General features: G+C 68.1%; 15 protein-coding genes and 2 pseudogenes. 10 read left to right on the plus strand and 7 right to left on the minus strand.

What is annotated here, in order from left to right:
• Nucleotides 1-54: 54 nt before the first annotated feature.
• The 7 genes from O7623_RS22555 to O7623_RS22585 are packed head-to-tail and all read left to right on the plus strand — an operon-like array spanning nt 55 to nt 6,924.
• Nucleotides 55-1,155: a hypothetical protein gene (locus O7623_RS22555; RefSeq protein ID WP_282225006.1), complete on the plus strand. Its 1,101-nt coding sequence runs from the start codon at nt 55-57 to the stop codon at nt 1,153-1,155.
• Complete coding sequence (locus O7623_RS22560; protein ID WP_282225007.1) at nt 1,155-2,561, plus strand: aldehyde dehydrogenase family protein; 1,407 nt, start codon at nt 1,155-1,157, stop codon at nt 2,559-2,561. The genes O7623_RS22555 and O7623_RS22560 overlap by 1 nt, the downstream gene beginning before the upstream one ends.
• Entirely contained in the window at nt 2,558-4,057 is a 1,500-nt protein-coding gene (locus O7623_RS22565; protein WP_282225008.1) for a class I SAM-dependent methyltransferase, read from the plus strand. The genes O7623_RS22560 and O7623_RS22565 overlap by 4 nt, the downstream gene beginning before the upstream one ends.
• 32 nt (nt 4,058-4,089) lie before the next feature.
• Nucleotides 4,090-4,578, plus strand: a complete 489-nt coding sequence (locus O7623_RS22570) for a PhzA/PhzB family protein (RefSeq protein ID WP_282225009.1) — start codon at nt 4,090-4,092, stop codon at nt 4,576-4,578.
• Between the two features lie 39 nt (nt 4,579-4,617).
• Nucleotides 4,618-5,850, plus strand: coding sequence for a 3-deoxy-7-phosphoheptulonate synthase (locus O7623_RS22575; protein WP_282225010.1), 1,233 nt, complete (start codon nt 4,618-4,620; stop codon nt 5,848-5,850).
• Between the two features lie 10 nt (nt 5,851-5,860).
• Nucleotides 5,861-6,550, plus strand: a complete 690-nt coding sequence (locus O7623_RS22580; RefSeq protein ID WP_282225011.1) for a class I SAM-dependent methyltransferase — start codon at nt 5,861-5,863, stop codon at nt 6,548-6,550.
• Nucleotides 6,547-6,924: a VOC family protein gene (locus O7623_RS22585; RefSeq protein WP_282225012.1), complete on the plus strand. Its 378-nt coding sequence runs from the start codon at nt 6,547-6,549 to the stop codon at nt 6,922-6,924. Before O7623_RS22580 ends, O7623_RS22585 begins: the two co-directional genes overlap by 4 nt.
• Nucleotides 6,925-6,990: 66 nt before the next feature.
• On the opposite strand, the gene O7623_RS22590 is transcribed toward O7623_RS22585, so the two are convergent.
• Nucleotides 6,991-8,490, minus strand: a complete 1,500-nt coding sequence (locus O7623_RS22590) for a DHA2 family efflux MFS transporter permease subunit (protein ID WP_282225013.1) — start codon at nt 8,488-8,490, stop codon at nt 6,991-6,993.
• Nucleotides 8,487-9,851, minus strand: coding sequence for an FAD-binding oxidoreductase (locus tag O7623_RS22595; RefSeq protein ID WP_282225014.1), 1,365 nt, complete (start codon nt 9,849-9,851; stop codon nt 8,487-8,489). Before O7623_RS22595 ends, O7623_RS22590 begins: the two co-directional genes overlap by 4 nt.
• A 282-nt stretch (nt 9,852-10,133) precedes the next feature.
• Between O7623_RS22595 and O7623_RS22600 the strand changes: the two genes are divergently transcribed.
• Nucleotides 10,134-10,478, plus strand: coding sequence for a nuclear transport factor 2 family protein (locus tag O7623_RS22600; RefSeq protein WP_282229511.1), 345 nt, complete (start codon nt 10,134-10,136; stop codon nt 10,476-10,478).
• A 182-nt stretch (nt 10,479-10,660) separates the two neighbouring features.
• Here the strand turns inward: O7623_RS22600 and O7623_RS22605 are convergent.
• Nucleotides 10,661-10,906, minus strand: a pseudogene (locus O7623_RS22605) (methyltransferase); the annotation flags it as partial.
• Nucleotides 10,907-11,031: 125 nt separating this feature from the next.
• Nucleotides 11,032-11,265: pseudogene (locus O7623_RS22610) on the minus strand (hypothetical protein); the annotation flags it as partial.
• A 15-nt stretch (nt 11,266-11,280) separates the two neighbouring features.
• Between O7623_RS22610 and O7623_RS22615 the strand changes: the two are divergent.
• Both O7623_RS22615 and O7623_RS22620 read left to right on the plus strand, forming a co-directional pair.
• Nucleotides 11,281-11,466, plus strand: a complete 186-nt coding sequence (locus O7623_RS22615; RefSeq protein WP_282225015.1) for a hypothetical protein — start codon at nt 11,281-11,283, stop codon at nt 11,464-11,466.
• A 1,062-nt stretch (nt 11,467-12,528) separates the two neighbouring features.
• Nucleotides 12,529-14,100: an aldehyde dehydrogenase gene (locus tag O7623_RS22620; RefSeq protein WP_282225016.1), complete on the plus strand. Its 1,572-nt coding sequence runs from the start codon at nt 12,529-12,531 to the stop codon at nt 14,098-14,100.
• A 385-nt stretch (nt 14,101-14,485) separates the two neighbouring features.
• On the opposite strand, the gene O7623_RS22625 is transcribed toward O7623_RS22620, so the two are convergent.
• The 3 genes from O7623_RS22625 to O7623_RS22635 form a co-directional block, all read right to left on the minus strand.
• A complete protein-coding gene (locus tag O7623_RS22625) occupies nt 14,486-14,767 on the minus strand; it encodes a hypothetical protein (RefSeq protein WP_282225017.1) in 282 nt (93 codons plus the stop codon).
• A gap of 68 nt (nt 14,768-14,835) precedes the next feature.
• On the minus strand, nt 14,836-15,729 hold the full coding sequence (locus O7623_RS22630) for a hypothetical protein (protein WP_282225018.1): 894 nt from the start codon (nt 15,727-15,729) through the stop codon (nt 14,836-14,838).
• Entirely contained in the window at nt 15,722-16,531 is an 810-nt protein-coding gene (locus tag O7623_RS22635) for a hypothetical protein (RefSeq protein ID WP_282225019.1), read from the minus strand. Before O7623_RS22635 ends, O7623_RS22630 begins: the two co-directional genes overlap by 8 nt.
• Nucleotides 16,532-16,804: the final 273 nt, after the last annotated feature.

Below are 16,804 nucleotides of genomic sequence, written 5' to 3' on the forward strand. Positions count from 1 at the left end.
CGAGCGTCCGTGCACGCCGCCTGACCAGTGTCTTCGAGTTGGAGCGAGTCAAACGTGCCTACAGCCGAACTAGATCTCCTCGACCTGCCCCGCGACGTCAATCCTGACCCCGACGAGTACGTCCGCGCCGCGATGCGGTGGCATTTCCAGCCCGAGACCGGAGCGCCGTTCTGGCTGGCACGCGCCGCCACCCTGCACTTCGATCCCCTGGCGGATGTGAAGTCCTACGCCGACCTGCGGCTCTTCCCGAACGTCGTCGCCGAGCTGCGCACCGCCCGCGTAGCGGATCTGATCCCGCGCGGGTACGGCCACCGTCCCGAGGTGATCGGCGTCTTCGACAGCGGCGGCACCACTGGACTGCCCAAGCGAGTGGTGCTGATGCGTGACTGGCTGGATCGGATGCTCGCCGCCAGCAACGCGAACCTCGACGCGCACGGGTTCCCACGCTCGGTCGACTGGCTGGGGGTGGTTCCAACCGGCCCGCATATCGTTGGGGAGTATTTCCGACGGTCGGCGAGTACCCACGGTCGGTACGGATTCTGTGTCGACATGGACCCGCGGTGGGTCCGGCGGCAACTTGCCCAGGGCCACCGCGAGGTTGCCGACGCGTACGCCGAACACGTCGTCGACCAGGTCGAGCATGTGCTGCGTACCCAGGAGATCGGCGTGATGACGGTTACGCCAACGCTTCTGGAACGGATGGCCCGCCGTGAGGAGTTGGTGGAGTTGATCCGTCGGCAGGTACGCGCCATCCGCTGGGGTGGCACCCAGCTCGACCCGGATTCGCGGCAGCTCTACCGAACCCAGGTATTCCCGGACGCTGTGCTCTGTGGCAACTACGGCAGCACGATGGTGCTCGGAATGGCCGGCGAACGTCCCGGCCTGCCCGCCGAGGCGGCGTGCGTGTTCGACGGGCTCGCTCCGTACATCACATTCGAGGTGGTGCGCTCCGAGGATCTGACGCCGGTGCCATACGGCGAGCGGGGTCGGGTGCTTGCTCACCATGTCAGCAAGTCGTTCCTGTTGCCGAACAACCTGGAACGCGACGAGGCGACCCGGGTGGCGGCCCGCCCCGGGCAGGTCGGCGACGCGGTGGCCGACATCGCCCCGGTGAGCACCTTCGAGGACGAACCCGTCATCGAGGGGGTCTACTGATGACTTCCCGTGTCCCACCCGCAAAGATCGACGCGCTCGGCCCGGAGGGGTCGTACCGCACACGACGCCGGCAAACGCTCACCGACGTGGCCGGCGAGGTCGTCGCCGAACTGAGCTTGGTCCCACCGCTCTACATCGAGCGTACCGTTGCCGCACTGCGTCGGGCCCCGGCGCGACCGGCACAGGAGCAGGCCGCGCTGGTCGCCAAGGCAGCTGGGATGTTCGCCTCGGCCACCCTCGCAGACCAGTCGGTGGATCAGTACCAGTACGCGGTGAGCCGGGTCGGCGGCATACCGATCTCAGTAGTCCGCGCCGCCACCCGGACCACCGCCGAGCGGCTAGCCCAGGTGGCAGAGACGGTCGAGTGCGCCCGTCCGGCCGGCACGGTCAGGGACTGGCGGGCTCCGGCCACCGCCTCCGGCAGCGGGGTGTGGCTGCGCCGAGGCGAAGTCCTCGCGGTGAATGCCGCTGGCAACCATCCCGGGACGCACAGTCTATGGCCGGAGGCGTTCGCCCTCGGCTACCGGGTCGCGGTACGCCCCTCACGACGCGACCCGTACACCCCGCGCCGGCTCATCGCGGCGCTGCGCGCTGCGGGTCTCGACGACGACCAGGCTGCGCTGCTCCCCACCGACCACGAACACGCGGGGACCCTGGTCCGCAGCGCCGACCTGAGCATGGTCTACGGCGACGACGCGGTGGTACGTCGGTACGTCGGCGACCCGACGGTGCTTCCTCAGGGACCGGGCCGGTCGAAGATCCTGCTCACCGCAGAGGCGGACTGGCGGCGGCACCTGGGCACCATCATCGACTCAATCGCAGGCAACGCCGGAACCGGTTGTGTCAACGCCACCGCGATCCTGGTCGAGGGCGATCCCGCGCCGCTCTGCGCCGAGCTGGCCGCGCGGCTGGCCGCGTTCCGCGCGTACCGGCCGGAGGACGACCGGGCCGTACTGCCAGTGCAGCCCAGCGGTGCGGCGCGGGCGATCGAACGGCATCTGCTCCGCCGGGCCTCCGGCACCCGCGCCTGGCTCGGCGGCGACGGCGTCGCCGAGGATCTCGGCGACGGCAGCGCGGCACTGCGTCCCGCGCTGCACCAGCTCGACCGGGCGGACGCCCCGCAGGCTGCCGTGGAGCTGCCCTTTCCATGCGTCTGGGTGGCACCGTGGCGCCGGGCAGACGGGGTCGGTCCACTGCGTAACAGCTTGGTCCTCACTGCGTTCACCCACGACACCGAGCTGATCGAGCGGCTGGTGACCGAGCCGACCATCGGCAACGTCCACGTCGGCGACCATCCCACGTCCCAGATGACAGCCGGCCTGCCCCACGACGGCTACCTCGCCGAGTTTCTGATGCGCAGCAAAACGGTCATCCACGACCCACCCCGCTCCGGAGGCCTGCCATGATCGAGTTCGGTACCGCCCAGCGCCCATTCCGGCCGTCGACGAACGGTGCCAGCCGGGTGGAGGCCGCCGCACCGGGCATGGTCGAACGCCTGCTGGCGCGCCACGACCAGGTCGCGGCCGCCACCGTCGTACCAGGCGAGCGTGGACCGGTCGCATACGTGGTGCCCGTCGCCGAGATCAACAGCGGCGGCGAGGAAGTGATCCACCGGCAACTCGACGAGTGGCAGCAGATTTACGACCGGCTCTACCGATCCTCCGCGGGCTCGCGGTTCGGCGAAAATTTTGACGGCTGGATCAGCAGCTACACCCGCCAACCCATCGCGCTCGACGAGATGCGCGAGTGGCGGGCGGCGACCGTCTCCCGGGTCCGGGCTCTCGAGCCGCGTCGGGTGCTGGAAATCGGTGTCGGCAGCGGGCTGCTCCTGGCCCACCTCGCCGCCGACTGCGAGGCGTACTGGGGCACCGACCTCTCCTCGGCCGCTGTGGAGGAGCTCCGTCGGCAGGTCGCTGCCGATGCCGACATCGCCGACCGAGTCGAGCTGCGCGCCCAGGGGGCCGACCGAATCGACGGGCTGCCGACCGGGTACTTCGACACCATCGTGATCAACTCGGTCGTCCAACTCTTCCCGCACCAGCGTTACCTCAGCGCTGTGATAAACCGGGCGCTTACCCTGCTGGTCGACGGGGGGGCGATCTTCCTCGGCGACATCCGGGACCTACGAGCGGCACCGGTCCTGCACGCCGCTGTCGCCGTCGGCCGCTCCCGCACCACCGAACCAGCGGTCGTCCAGCACCTCGCCCGAAAGGGCGAGAACCTGGATGAGGAACTGCTGGTACGCCCAGAGTTCTTCACCATGCTGCCGGCCGCCAACCCGGCTGTCGCCGCCGTCGACGTGCGACTCAAGGCTGGTCGATACCACAACGAACTGTCCCGCTATCGGTACGACGTGGTCTTGCACAAGGCACCTCGGGCCGTCGTCGACCTCTCGGAGAACCCCGTCTGGCGCTGGGAAGTCGACATCGACGACGTCGACGCACTCACGTCTGGTCTGACCGGCACCGCCGTGCGGGTGCTGCACATCCCCAACGCGCGGGTGGCGGCCGAAACGGCGGTCTGGCGAGCCCTGCGCCAAGGCAACCTGCCGTATGCCCGAGAGCTGCTGGCTGGCGGCGTCCGAGGCCTCGACCCGGAAATCTTCGGCGAGCAGGTGAGCTCCGCGACCGGGTTCGCCTGCGTCCTGACCCTCTGCCCGGAGCACGTCGACCACTTCGAGGCCGTGCTCCTGCCCCCAGGTTCCCCGGACGCGACGGTCGGCGGGACGTACCGGACACCAGCAATCCTGGATCAGCCGCTCGCGATGGTACCGGCAGCAGCTCACCGCGCAGACCTGCTCGCCACCCGCCTGGCCGAGTGGCTGCGGGCGCACCTGCCCGCTGACGCCGGCCCCATCGACGTCGTGGTCGTCGACGAACTCCCGACACCGGCTGCCCATTGAACTGAGGCTATTAACAGGAAGGAAGGAACACCGTGTCCGCCAACGGCTCGAAGTGCGACCCGAACGACGAGACCTCGGTGCGTGCGCACAACCGCACCATCGTCGAGCGCTACATGAACACTCGGGGCCAAGATCGGCTCCGGCGCCACCTGCTGTTCGCCGAGGACGGCACCGGTGGGCTCTGGACCACCGAAAGCGGTGCGCCCATCGTCATAAGTGGACGAAATCGGCTCGGTGAGCATGCGGTCTGGTCCCTGCGCTGTTTTCCCGACTGGGTATGGACTAACATCGAAATCTATGACACTCAGGATCCGGAACGTTTCTGGGTGGAGTGCGACGGTGAGGGCAAGATTCTCTTTCCGGGTTACCCGGAGGGGCACTACCAGAACCACTTCCTGCACTTCTTCCGTTTCGAGAACGGGTGGATCAAGCAGCAGCGCGAGTTCATGAATCCATGCCAGCAGTTCCGCGCCCTGGGCATCGCGGTGCCCGAGATCGTCCGGGAGGGGATACCCACCTGATCCGAGCCAGCATCGGCCCGACCCAGTGAGGAACCAGCCGTGCCACCTGACGTTGTCACCGTAGCCCATCAGCAGCCCGAATGGCCCGACCCAGACCAGGCCCGACAGGTCCGAAACTTCCTGCGCACCTGCCCGGTCCTGGTCGGCCCCGACGACGTGCTCGCGCTCCGTGCCTTTCTTGGCCGCGTCGCCGCTGGCGAGGCGTACGTCCTCCAGGCCGGAGACTGCGCCGAGCCCACCGAGGAATGCGACGCCACTCACGTTCGTCGCAAGATGGAGCTCATCAACCTGATGGCGGCGACGATGAGGGAGCGGCTGCCTTGCCCGGTGCTGCGGGTCGGTCGGATCGCCGGGCAGTTCACCAAACCCCGGTCCAACCCCACCGAGACAGTCGGTGGGCTCACCCTGCCAGCGTACCGTGGGCACTTGGTCAATGGGCCAAATCCTGACGCGACGAGCCGGCAGCCGGATCCACTGCGGATCATCTCCGGCTACGCGGCGGCCGGCGGCGGCATGAGCCACCTGGGCTGGCCCCGGCCCGAGCCGCTGACCTGGTCCACGATCGAATCTGCGGTCTGGAGTAGTCACGAGGCGCTGTTGCTCGACTACGAAATGCCGCTGACCCGGGAGATGCCCGACGGGCGGCGGTGGCTCGGTTCCACCCACTGGCCGTGGATCGGTAACCGTACTCGCCAACTGGACGGGGCCCATGTCGCGCTGATGTCCAGCATCGTCAACCCCGTCGCCTGCAAAGTCGGCCCGGGGATGGATCCGACGGAGCTCGTAGCACTCTGCGACCGGCTCGACCCCCGCCGCGAACCCGGACGCCTGACGCTGATCACCCGTATGGGGGCTGACCGGATCGCCAACGAACTACCCCGGCTGGTCCAGCGGGTACGCGCGGCCGGCCACCCGGTGATCTGGCTCTGCGATCCGATGCACGGCAACACGGTTCTCGCGACAGGCGGTCGCAAGACTCGCACGCTGACGGCGATGACCCGGGAGGTGCAGCTCTTCACCGAGGCAGTCGCCCAGGCCGGAGGTGTCGCCGGCGGCCTGCACCTGGAGGTGACCCCGCAGGACGTCACCGAGTGTGTCGCCAGTGATAGCGAGTTGGCGCAGGTCGCTGGTCCCTACACCAGCTATTGCGACCCCCGACTCAACCCGCAGCAGGCGGTCGCCCTGGTGCAGGCCTGGTCCCCGGCGCGCCGACTGGCGCCGGCAACGGTCGGACCAAACAACACCACCCACCCCACCAGCGACCTTCGATGAAGGAGAAGAAATGGCTGGCTACGACTTCCAATCGGCCGACTTCGACGCCGCATACCGTGGCCAAGACCTGCTGCCCGGGGCGGGCATCACCCGCGTGCCCTGGGACATCGCCGAGGCACAGTCGGCGGTGATCGAAATGGAGCGCGCTGGATGGTTCCGCGGCCGGGTGCTGGATGTCGGGTGCGGACTCGGTGACAACGCGATCTTCCTGGCAGGGCGCGGATATGAGACGACCGCCGTGGACGCCGCCCCGAGCGCAATCGAGGAGGCACGCCGCCGTGCCGGTGATCGACCGGTTGAGTTCGCGATTGCCGACGCGACGCACCTGGCCGGGTACGAGGGCGGCTTCGACACGGCGCTGGACAGCGCCTTCTACCACACCCTCACCGCCGAGGACCGTTCTCGATACCTCATCGCCCTGCACCGGGCGACCCGGGCCGGCGCTCACCTGAACATGCTTTGCTTCGCAGACGTACCCGGAGGGATGCCGGCCCCACTCGCGGTCACCGAGGCGGACGTGCGGACAGGGCTGACCGCAGGGGGCTGGCGGGTCGTGCACATGTCCCGTGCCGAGTACGCCGGGCTGGCCGCGCCTATGCAGACGTTCTTCGAGCGGCTCGGCCGACATCCGAAGCTCGACCAGCGGGGCCGGACCCGCCTGCCGGTGTGGCTAATCCGGGCCGAGCGGGTCGAGGCGTGAACGCGAGGGGCGTGGGCCGTCGCGCGTTCCCGGTCATCTACACCGACCAAGTGTCGGCGCTGGCGGCCTTCTACGAGTTGCTCGGATTCGTCAGGCACATCCAACATCCTCCGGCGGGTCCCGTACGCTTCGTGGCTTTGCGCCGGGACGCGGCCGAGGTGGGCGTCGCCGCAACCGACGGTACGGCGCGACGGGCAGGTTCTGGTCCTGTCGAAATGTTCGTCTTCGTCGACGCGGTCGACGAACTGGTTGACGAGTTGCGTGCGCGGGGCGTGCCGGTACTGCGCGAACCGGCGGACACGCCCTGGGGTGAACGGGTAGCCCAGGTCGGTGACCCGGATGGCAACCCGGTCGCCCTCGCGGCCCCTGCCTGACCTCTGGCCGCCGCCTCGGCCCCCACCCCGCACGGCGGAGTGCCCTCCCACCGTCAGGCAGAGGGATCAGCCCTCGGCCGGAACCGGCTCTTCGGCGGTCTGTGCCGGAGAGCCGGGGGGCTCGGCTGGCCGCGCGGTCATCAGAAGACACGCCACGGCGCCGACCAGCAGCACCGCGAGTAGTAGGTAGAACGCGGCGGCAGCGGCGTCCGCGAGGTCCTGCGGCGGCAGTCCGTCTCCGGCTCCGAACACCCCGGCCGGCTCCGCCGTACCTGTGAGCTGGGCCTGCAACAGAACGCCAACTGCAGCGCTGCCCAGAACGCTACCGACCTGGCGGACCGTGTTGTACGTGCCGGAGGCGACCCCCATCAGCGGGCCGGGCATGCCGCTCATGGCGACGTTCGCCATGGCGGAGAAGCCACCGCCGGTGCCTAGACCCGCCACGAAGAGACCAAGCACCACCCACGACAGGCTCACGCCCGGCCGGGAGGCTGCGGCCAGGATCCCGATCCCCGTGGCGAAGAGCAGAAATGAGGTCAGCACCACCCAGCGGCCGCTGATCCGGTCGGAGAGCACCCCGGCGATCGGACCCGCGACGATCCCGGAGACCGCCATCGCCACCAGGGTCAGCCCGGTGTCCCGGGCGGACATCCCGAGCACGGACTGGAGGAAGAGGGACAGCGGAAGGTACATCCCGGTCAATGCGAACGCGATCGAGACCGCCGCGATCGAGGCACCGCTGAAGTTGCGCCGCCGGAAGACCGTCAGCGGCATGAGCGGGTCGTTCGAACCGGCCCGCTGCCACCAGGCGAAGACCGCCAACAGCAGCACCCCGACGACGATCAGGCCGGTGATCGTGACTGGGCCGAAGACCCGCCCCCAGCCGTAGCGATCGCCGTTCTGCAACCCGAATACCAGCGAGAAGAGACCCAGAGCGGAGAGCAAGGTGCCGACGAGGTCGAACCGCCGCTGGCGGCGCGGCTGCCCACCAGGCACTAGCAGGACCGTCAGCACCACCCCGAGCAGCCCAATGGGCAAGTTGATCAGAAAGATCCACTGCCAGCCGCCTGCAGCGACCAGGAAACCCCCAGCGAGCGGCCCCACGATGCTCGCCAGCCCGGCCACCGCGCCCCACGCGCCGAGCGCAGCACCCCGTCGGTTCTCGGGAAACAACGTGCCGATGAACGCCATCGTCTGCGGTGCCATCAGCGCGGCGCCGAGGCCCTGAACGGTGCGGGCGGCGATCAGCTCCGTGGCGCTATTGGCCAGCCCGCAGAAGAGCGACGCGCTAGTGAAAACCACCATGCCGGCCAGGAAGACCGGCTTGCGCCCGAGTCGGTCACCCAGCCTGCCGGCAAAGAGCAACGGGACCGCATACGCGAGCAGATACGTGCTGTTGACCCAGACAATCTCGTGTAGACCGGCCGACAGGTCGATGAGCATATCGGGAATGGCCACGTTCACGATGGTGATGTCCATCATGATCAAGAAAAACCCGATGCAGAGCGCCGAAAGAGCGGCCCAAGGATTCGTCCTGCAGATGGCAGGGCGCGCGGCCGCGCTCATGCCAGCTCCAGGTTCTGATTGCGGCGGAAGATGTTGGCGGGGTCGTGGACCTTCTTGAGAGCGACCAGACGGTGCAGGATGTCCGGCTCGTACAGCTCAGAGCGGAGATCGGTCGGATTCCGTCGGCCGTAGATGAAGTTGAGCGAACGGCCCAGCGTCCGGGGCGCAACCCGCTCGAAGAGGTGCTCGTGCAGCTCGCGGACCCGCGTCGCATCCGCACCATCGAGCGGGGAGAGCACGCGCAGGATGTATTGCGCCGAGCGGAACGACACCGCGTTGGGGACGGCGGGCTGCCGAGCAAGCGCGCCGCCAAGGTGCCGTAGGTCGACGATGCACGGCACCTCGGCGGCGGGCCCCACCAGCTCCCGCACTGCCAGCAGGTCCTGCGGATCGAGATCCTCCAAGAGGACGCTGTTGCCGTCATAGGCGTGCGGGAAGTTCGGCTCACGATAGACAGATCCCGCCTTCCGGTAGGGCAACTCGCCGAGGTGCTCGACGATGGGCGGTGCCACGTCGAGCCACGGCCGGACCAACTCCGCCCCGCCAGCCAGGTCGGTCGTGGCGAACCTGACGTGCACGACGTGCCGCCCGCGCAAGGGTTCGGGGAAGGCCGGCAGGTCCGGGTAGCCGATCATGCCCAGCGAGGCGGTGATCGTCTCGGGCACCCGCGTCGTCCAGCTGTGAAAGAAGCTCAGCAGGGCCTCGGCGTGTACGGAGTCGAAGTAGATTCCACCGCCGTAGATCGAGCCGACCGGCGCGAGCGCGATCTCGATCCTGGTCACCACGCCGAAGTTGTCTCGCCCGCCCCGAATGGCCCAGAACAGGTCGACGTCCTCCGCGTCCACCCGGCGTAGCTCACCGTCCGCCGTGACCACATCAAGCGCGCGTACGTGGTCGGCAGCGTAGCCGAACTCACGCGCGAGCAGCCCAATCCCGCCGGCTAGGGTGTAGCCCGCGACCCCGACGTGACCGGCCGAACCGCTCGGCGGCACCAACCCATGCGGCTCTGCCGCTGCAACCACTTGGTCCCAGCGGGCACCCGGGCCGATCCGCGCCAACCCAGACTCCGGATCGACCTCGACGGCGTCCATCCGCCGGGTGGAGACCAGCACGCCGCCCTCATCCGGAACAGTCAGGCCGTGGCCGGTGGCCTGCACGGCGACCGGCAGATCCAGTGCCGCGGCAGCGCGCACGGCGGCGCAGACATCGGTGGCCCCACGCGCTCGCACAACGATCGCCGACTGGTGGCGCAGCCCGGTCTGGAACCCGGTCACCTCATCGTCGTAGCCGTCCATACCAGGCCGCAGGACCGAGCCGTCGAGCCCTGTCAGTAGTTCCGCCAATCGATCATCGAAGCTCATCCGAGAGTCTCCCAGGGATTGCCTACAAGAGTTCGGCCACAGCACGGCCCGCGAGTCTAATTCTCGGCAGACAAGACTGAAATGTCCAAGAGCGATCAGCACTGGAGCTTAGAACCAATGGTTATAGCGCCTCGGGTAGTGCCTGTTCCATCGGCGCCGCGCTTGTGGTACGGCGGGATTTGGCGCTATTCTGGAAAAGGTCGGAGTTGGCCCGGATACCGGTAACATGAAGATGTCGGGCGTGAAAAGTGAGGAGAGGTCATGTCGGAGTACGAGAAGGCGATGCGGCCCGAGGACATCACGCGGCTCTTCGTCGAGCGATCCAACGCGGGTGACGCGGCCGGCGTCGCCGCGCTGTACGAGGAGGACGCCGTGATGGCTTATCCTCCCGGCGGTCGTACGGTTGGCCGTGAGGCGATCCGGGAGCTGTGGGAGAAGGTGCTGGCCAACCGGCCGCACTTTGAGCCCGAGGAGCCGCTGCCGACGTTGGTCAGCGGAGACATCGCGCTCACCTCGACGCCGCCGAAGGACGGAGCCGGGGCGCGCGCCCAGGTCGTCCGGCGGCAACCGGACGGCAGCTGGTTGCGCCTGCTCGACCAGCCCGAGTTCGTCCAGCCGGGCACCTGACCGAGGTCGTCTGCAGTGGCGTGCGATCGAACAGCTCGACGCCGAGGGAGCCAGGCCGGTCGTCTCAGCGCGGCTGGCCCTCAACGATCGATAGCCACCCTGGCTCCGGTTTCGAAACGACCCGGGTCAGGCGAAGGCCGGCCGCTTCGAACAGTTCGGCGAATTCCGTCCTGGTTCTCTCCCTACCCCGTGAACGAGGCCAGGATGACCAGGTCGATGTACCTGCCGGGATGCGCGGCATCGCCTTCGGGTAAGACCGTGTCCAGCGCCACCACGCGGCCGCCCGGATTCATCGCCTGCCGGCAGTCGCCCAGGATGCGGACACACCGCTCGTCGTCCCAGTCATGCAGGATGTACCGCAGCGAGTAGAGGTCCCCGCCGGCCAGCACCTTCCCGAAGTCACCGGGGACGGCGGTCCAGCGTTGATCGTCGCCGGCGCGGCAAGTTCGTGTTGGGCGACCACATGTTCGTGGTCGAACAGCACCGCGCCAACCGGGGGCGGGTACCCAGCACCTCTAGAGGTTGTCTCGTAACTCGATGATGGCGTTGCCGGTCAACGTGTCGGCGTCATCCCGCCAGGATGACGTTTGTGGAGGTGGGCGACGCCGGAAGCGGTGTCGGTCAATGTGCGGGCGGCGCGGCGGTAGTCGCGCAGGATCTTGAAGGTCTTCATGTGGGCCAGGGCGTGTTCGACCTGGGCCCGGACAGTGCGGTGATGCTTGTTCAGGGTGGTCTTCCAGTCGGGCGGTTCCCTGCCGTCGGTGGGTTTGCGGTACGGGATGATCACCTCGGGGTGCCAGAGGTGGGCATCAGCGCCGTCCAGTCCGAGATCCGTCTCGGTCGTTTCGCCGAGGCGATCCGGCTGGCTGCCGAGGTGTTCATCCCAGACCACTACCCGCCGGACCGCCAGGCGCGGTACTTCTCCGCTGGCTTTCTCCACGCCCGGCGCAACGAGGACGCCGCCGCAGCCTTCGCACTGGGCGACTGATGCTGCTCGGCACCGGTATGGTCTGCCGTCCGCACCGACGTCGCTGCGGGGCTGGCTGACCGGGGGGACCGGCAGCGTTTCGACGAGGCTCGGCACGGCACGGGGGCGGATGTCTGGCTCCCGTCCGTTCCCGGTTGGGGTTGTCAACTCAGCACAGGGCCAGCGACCGCCGCCAGCAGGAGTGTCGGCGACGCGGCGGCGGTGCCGAGCGCAAACGACGATCTGATCCGGTTTCTTGCCAGGAGTCTCCGTAGCAGGATCAGACCAGTCAGTAGGGTGCCGAGAAGTTGCGGGTGCCGAGAACCCATCCATCCTGGTCACAGCAGTCTTGATCATCGAGGTGGAAGCTCCGGTGAGACGTGGAACGTCTCGGCTGGACCGTGATGGCCCGTCTACCTTGGGCACTGCGCGACCATGGGAGGTGCTGTTTCGACTGGCCCACCTCGGCGTGACCAGCACCCTCGCACTACTCCGGCTACGGGAATATGGCGACTTCCGTGTTTGACCTGGGTGTGGTCCGTTGGGCAGGACGACGTCGATCCCATCCAGAAGGACCACGTCATGGCAGACAAGAAGAACCAGGTCCAGCTTTCGGAGCCGACGACAGCGGAGCGGGAGTTCGCCCAGCGGCTGGTCGGGCGGGCCAAGGCCGACGGAGTCTCGTTGGTCAAACCGGGCGGGCTCCTCACGCCGACGCGGGAATTTCTCGACCGAGCAGGCCGCGATGAAGGTCCTCTACCTCGTCGTCCAGCAGAAACGCAAGGGCGGTGGGAGCATCACCGGACGGGTCTACGGTTGGGCAAGGAGCCTGACGCGTCCCAACATTCCTGACGCAAAGGTTGTCGCATAGCTGGGCAGCCGCCGGTCACGGTGGTGATGAGGCCGTGGGGGCGGGCAGGGTGCCTGGGCGATGTTGGTTTCGCCGTCGCAGCCGCCGTCTAGCGGTGGTGGCTGCCGTTGTGAGGGTTCCGTTCGAAAGAGCAGGCCGACCTCCGCCTTCACCAGTATGCTGCTGGAAATGGTGCAACTCGGTCACTCTGGACATCAGGTCGGACTTCGGTGTTGCGGCTGTGCTGGTGGTCGAGTCGCGCCGTGGCAGCGACAGGTCGTGTCGCGCGACTGGAGGGAGACCGCGTCGCCATGCCGGACGCTATCCGTACCGTCGATCTGTTGATCGGTGGGACGTGGACACCTGCTCAAGCAGGGCGAAGAACCACAAAGGTACACAATGTAGATGATGAGCCGCTGTGGGAGGTTGCAGCCGCCGGCCGTGCCGACGCGACGGCTGCCGTTGATGCGGCGGCCGCCGCCAAGGCCACCTGGGGAACCTGGTCGCCGGGGCAGCGGCGCGAGGTACTACAGCGCGCTGCGGGTCTGCTCACCGAACGCGGCGAGGAGATCGTCGGGACCATGTGCCAGGAGACCGGCGCGGTGCTCAGCTGGTGCCGATTCAACCTGAAGCTCGCCACGGACATGCTCATCGGGGCGGCCGCGGCGACGTACGACATCGTCGGCGACGTCATCCCCTCCGACGTGCCCGGCATGACCGCGCTCGGCGTCCGCCAGCCGGTAGGGGTTGTCGTCGGCCTTGCCCCGTGGAACGCGCCGCTCATCCTGGGTGTGCGAGCCGTCGCGCTTCCGCTCGCATACGGCAACACGGTGGTGCTCAAAGCGAGCGAGGAGGCCCCGGCGACCCACGTGGCGATCGCCGCCGCCCTGCACGACGCTGGTATGCCGCCCGGCGCGATCAACGTGATCACGAACGCCCCGGCCGACGCGGCGGAGGTTGTCGACGAGTTGATCTGCCACCCGCAGACCCGCTGCATCAACTTCACCGGTTCGACCTCAGTCGGGCGGATCATCGGTGAGAAGGCCGGCCGGCACCTGAAGCGCACCGTCCTCGAACTCGGCGGCAAGGCACCGATGCTGGTGCTGGCCGACGCGGACATCCCCGCAGCGGTCCGCGCCGCCATCGCCGGCTCCTTCATGAACCAGGGTCAGATCTGCATGTCGACCGAGCGAATCGTGGTGGACCGCACGGTCGCCGACGACTTCCTCGACGAGTTGGTGGTCAACGCAGGCAGGCTGGCCAAGGGCGATCCGCTTCAACCGTCGACCGAACTCGGCCCACTGGTGAACCAGCATTCCGTCGACCACGTCGCGTCGCTCGTCACCGACGCCCAGGACAATGGCGCCGAGGTGCTCATCGGAGGCAAGGCCGACGGATTGTTCTATCCACCGACCGTACTGCGTGGAGTGACCCCGAAGATGCGGATCTACCATGAGGAGTCGTTCGGGCCAGTCGCCGCGGTGATCGAGGTGGATGGCGTCGACGAGGCCGTCCGAGTCGCCAACGACACCGAGCTCGGCCTGGCCAGCGCGGTGTTCAGCCGCGACGTCGCCAACGCCTTGCAGGTGGCCCGTCGGATCGAAGCCGGGATCTGCCACATCAACGGCACCTCCGTTCACGACGAGCCGCAGATGCCATTCGGCGGCGTCAAGGCAAGCGGCTGGGGTCGGTTCGGCTCCCAGGCTGCGCTTGCCGAATTCACCGACCTACGATGGATCACCATCTCGCCCTTGGACCGGCAGTACCCGATTGGGCCACGCGTCCCGTCCCTGTCCGGGATCTGAGAAGCGGCCTCATTCGCAGCGGATTACGCGGACCCGAAGGGAGGGCTGGTTACCGTCATGTCGAGGTCCACGCGAGGGAAGGATGAAAACGCCACATGGGCGACCAGCTGACTGACGCACTCCAGATGCTGGAGCGTGGGGAGAGCCGTACCTTTAGTACTCCAGCCGCACTTTCAGGTTCGAAGTCTGCGCTGGTAGTGGCTAGTTCGGGCGCGTCGAGCCACGTCGGCGCGCCCGTGGTTACCTACTCGGACTGCTGTCGTCTGCCGTCCGCACCGACGTCGCTGCGGGGCTGGCTGACCGGGGGGACCGGCAGCGTTTCGACGAGGCTCGGCACGGCACGGGGGCGGATGTCTGGCTCCCGTCCGTTCCCGGTTGGGGGTTCTCAACTCAGGACAGGGCCAGCGACCGCCGCCGCCAGCAGGAGTATCGGCGACGCGGCGGCGGTGCCGAGCGCAAACGACGATCTGATCCGGTTTCTTGCCAGGAGCCTCCGTAGCAGGATCAGACCAGTCAGTAGGGTGCCGAGAAGTGCCGGTGCGCCGACGTAGACCCCGAAGATGGCCATGTCCTCGCACGGCGAGTTGCCATGTGCCACCCTCAGCCCGGATTGCTGGTCGAGGATGACGAAGTAGGCAAGGACCACCGAACCATGCCAGCCGATCATGACCAGGTACGGGGAGAAGCGGTTCGCGGCCGATCTGGTCCCGGGTGGTGTTACCGGGCGTGGGGCGTTCATTCTGGCCCGCATGAGGGGGCGGGGCGGGTTGCCGGGTCCCGGACGATTTCCGGGCAGCGAACGAGCCGGGGTGTGGGCAGCAGGGTCCAGTAGTGCTGAGCGGGTATGTACCCCATGCCGGCCAGGTCCTCACTCCATCGGAACGGCGCGTCGCCGGCGCCTGTCGTGAACTCGTGCCGTGCACCGTCAATCAGCACCACCCCACGCAGCACGTAGTCGTACTGCCATGGGCCGTAGATCGGTTCGACGGGCACCGTGAGCGTCGCCTCCCCGCCGGCGTTGAGATCAAAGACATATGTCATGTAGAACGAACTGTCAGGCGGTACATGGTCTGCGGCGACGGTGGTCACCGGCGCGAGGTCGTATGACTCGTCATGCTGGACTGGGCGGGAACCAGGCTCGGTGCGGCAGTGCAGCCGGACCAACTGCTCCTCGACCGTCGGACGCCGGGTCCGAGCCGTGACCGGCAGTTGCTGCGCCCAGAGTTGGTCGAGCACCACCCGGGCGGTGCGCCCGGTCCGGATGGACAGGGTGTGTAGGACCGTGCCGGTTCGGGCAGCGCCCGCGGAGTAGGCCCAGTCGGCGAAGGTCCGGCAGTCCCGGACCGTGGCTGGCGGGGTCTGCGATGCCAACTGGCGGGGAGCGATAAGCGGCGCACCGACGGCAGGGTCGGTGACAGTCATCGACGCCGTGACGACGACGTCGCCCGATGCCTGTTCCGTGCCGGACGTCGGATCCGCGCCGTTGGATCTGGCCGCTGGACCCGGTTCCTGCGGTCCGACTGCCCGATGAGCCGGTTGGGGGTCGGCCAGCATCCGGCCGATGCCCAGGCCGGCGACGACCGCGCAGGCCAGGACCAGACTGCGGATCAGCCAGCGCCGCCTACCCATGGAGGCCCCCACGCCCGCGCGAGCGCCAGTGTCCGGGCCATTCAACCGAGTAGAAGTAGCGAGACTCGTACCGTTCGGCGAAGGCGCTGGTCCGGAAGGGTCCGCTACCGGAGTCGACGGAAAGTGTCTGTTCCTTCTGGTCGACGAGTAGCGTCAACTCGATGGTCCACTCGTGGAGTTGACGGCCGCTGCGGGCGGTGATGTCCAGCGGCACGAGCTCCTGCGGGTCAATGGTCAGCGCGTTCCGGTCGAGATAGGGCACGCCGAGTCGACCGTCGTCGGTCGGGATTCGCGCAGGCGGGTTCGGAGCGTCCAGGTCGAAGCCGATCTCGATCGGCGGTCCGCCGCCTTCGGCGCCCCGGAAGACCAGCGCGCCGGCTAGTGGCGGGCCTGAGCGGTGCACACGGGCGCGGATGTCGACCACCTGAACCGGCCGTATGTGCTGTCCGCGCAGGGCGACCCGGATCCTGTTGAAGCCGACGCCTGCGAGCTCCGGAATGCCCAGGGCGCAGATGTAGACTCCGCCGGCCGCCGCAGCCCAGTCGCCTGGTCCGTCGGCGTCGCGGCTGTCCAACAGCAGCCTCTCGCGTTCGGGCGACAACGGCTCCGCGAAGGCCCATCCGAGCGAGTCGTCTGCCCTGGGGCGATAGGCGGCCGTACCTACGACCGGCGCTCTACCTGCGGCCTCCCGTTCCTGAGCGTCCCGTACCGCCTCCTGCGAGCGGACCTCCTGGCCCGGCGCGAACAACCAACCGGCGGCCACACTGGCCGCCGCTCCGGCCAGCGCGCCGCCACCCAGCACCAGGATCTCCCGACGGTTACGGCGGATCCACGACCCGCTATCGGATGACGTCGGCTCGGAAGGCTTCCGATGCTCGGGCAAGTCGAATGTGGTCGGGACCGGCGGCCGTACCGGAGTAGCCGGCGTCGCGGTCTTCGCCGCTGTCGGCTGACGCGGGGCACGGCCAGCTCGTTTCGGGGACCGTCGGCTTCTCCTGGTCACGACACCACCATCTTCAGTAGAGTGTCCGACTTCGGAAGGCAGAGTACCCGGCCGAATCAAAGTCGGGCACCC

The organism is Solwaraspora sp. WMMD791, assembly GCF_029581195.1.
Taxonomy (GTDB): Bacteria; Actinomycetota; Actinomycetes; order Mycobacteriales; family Micromonosporaceae; genus Micromonospora_E.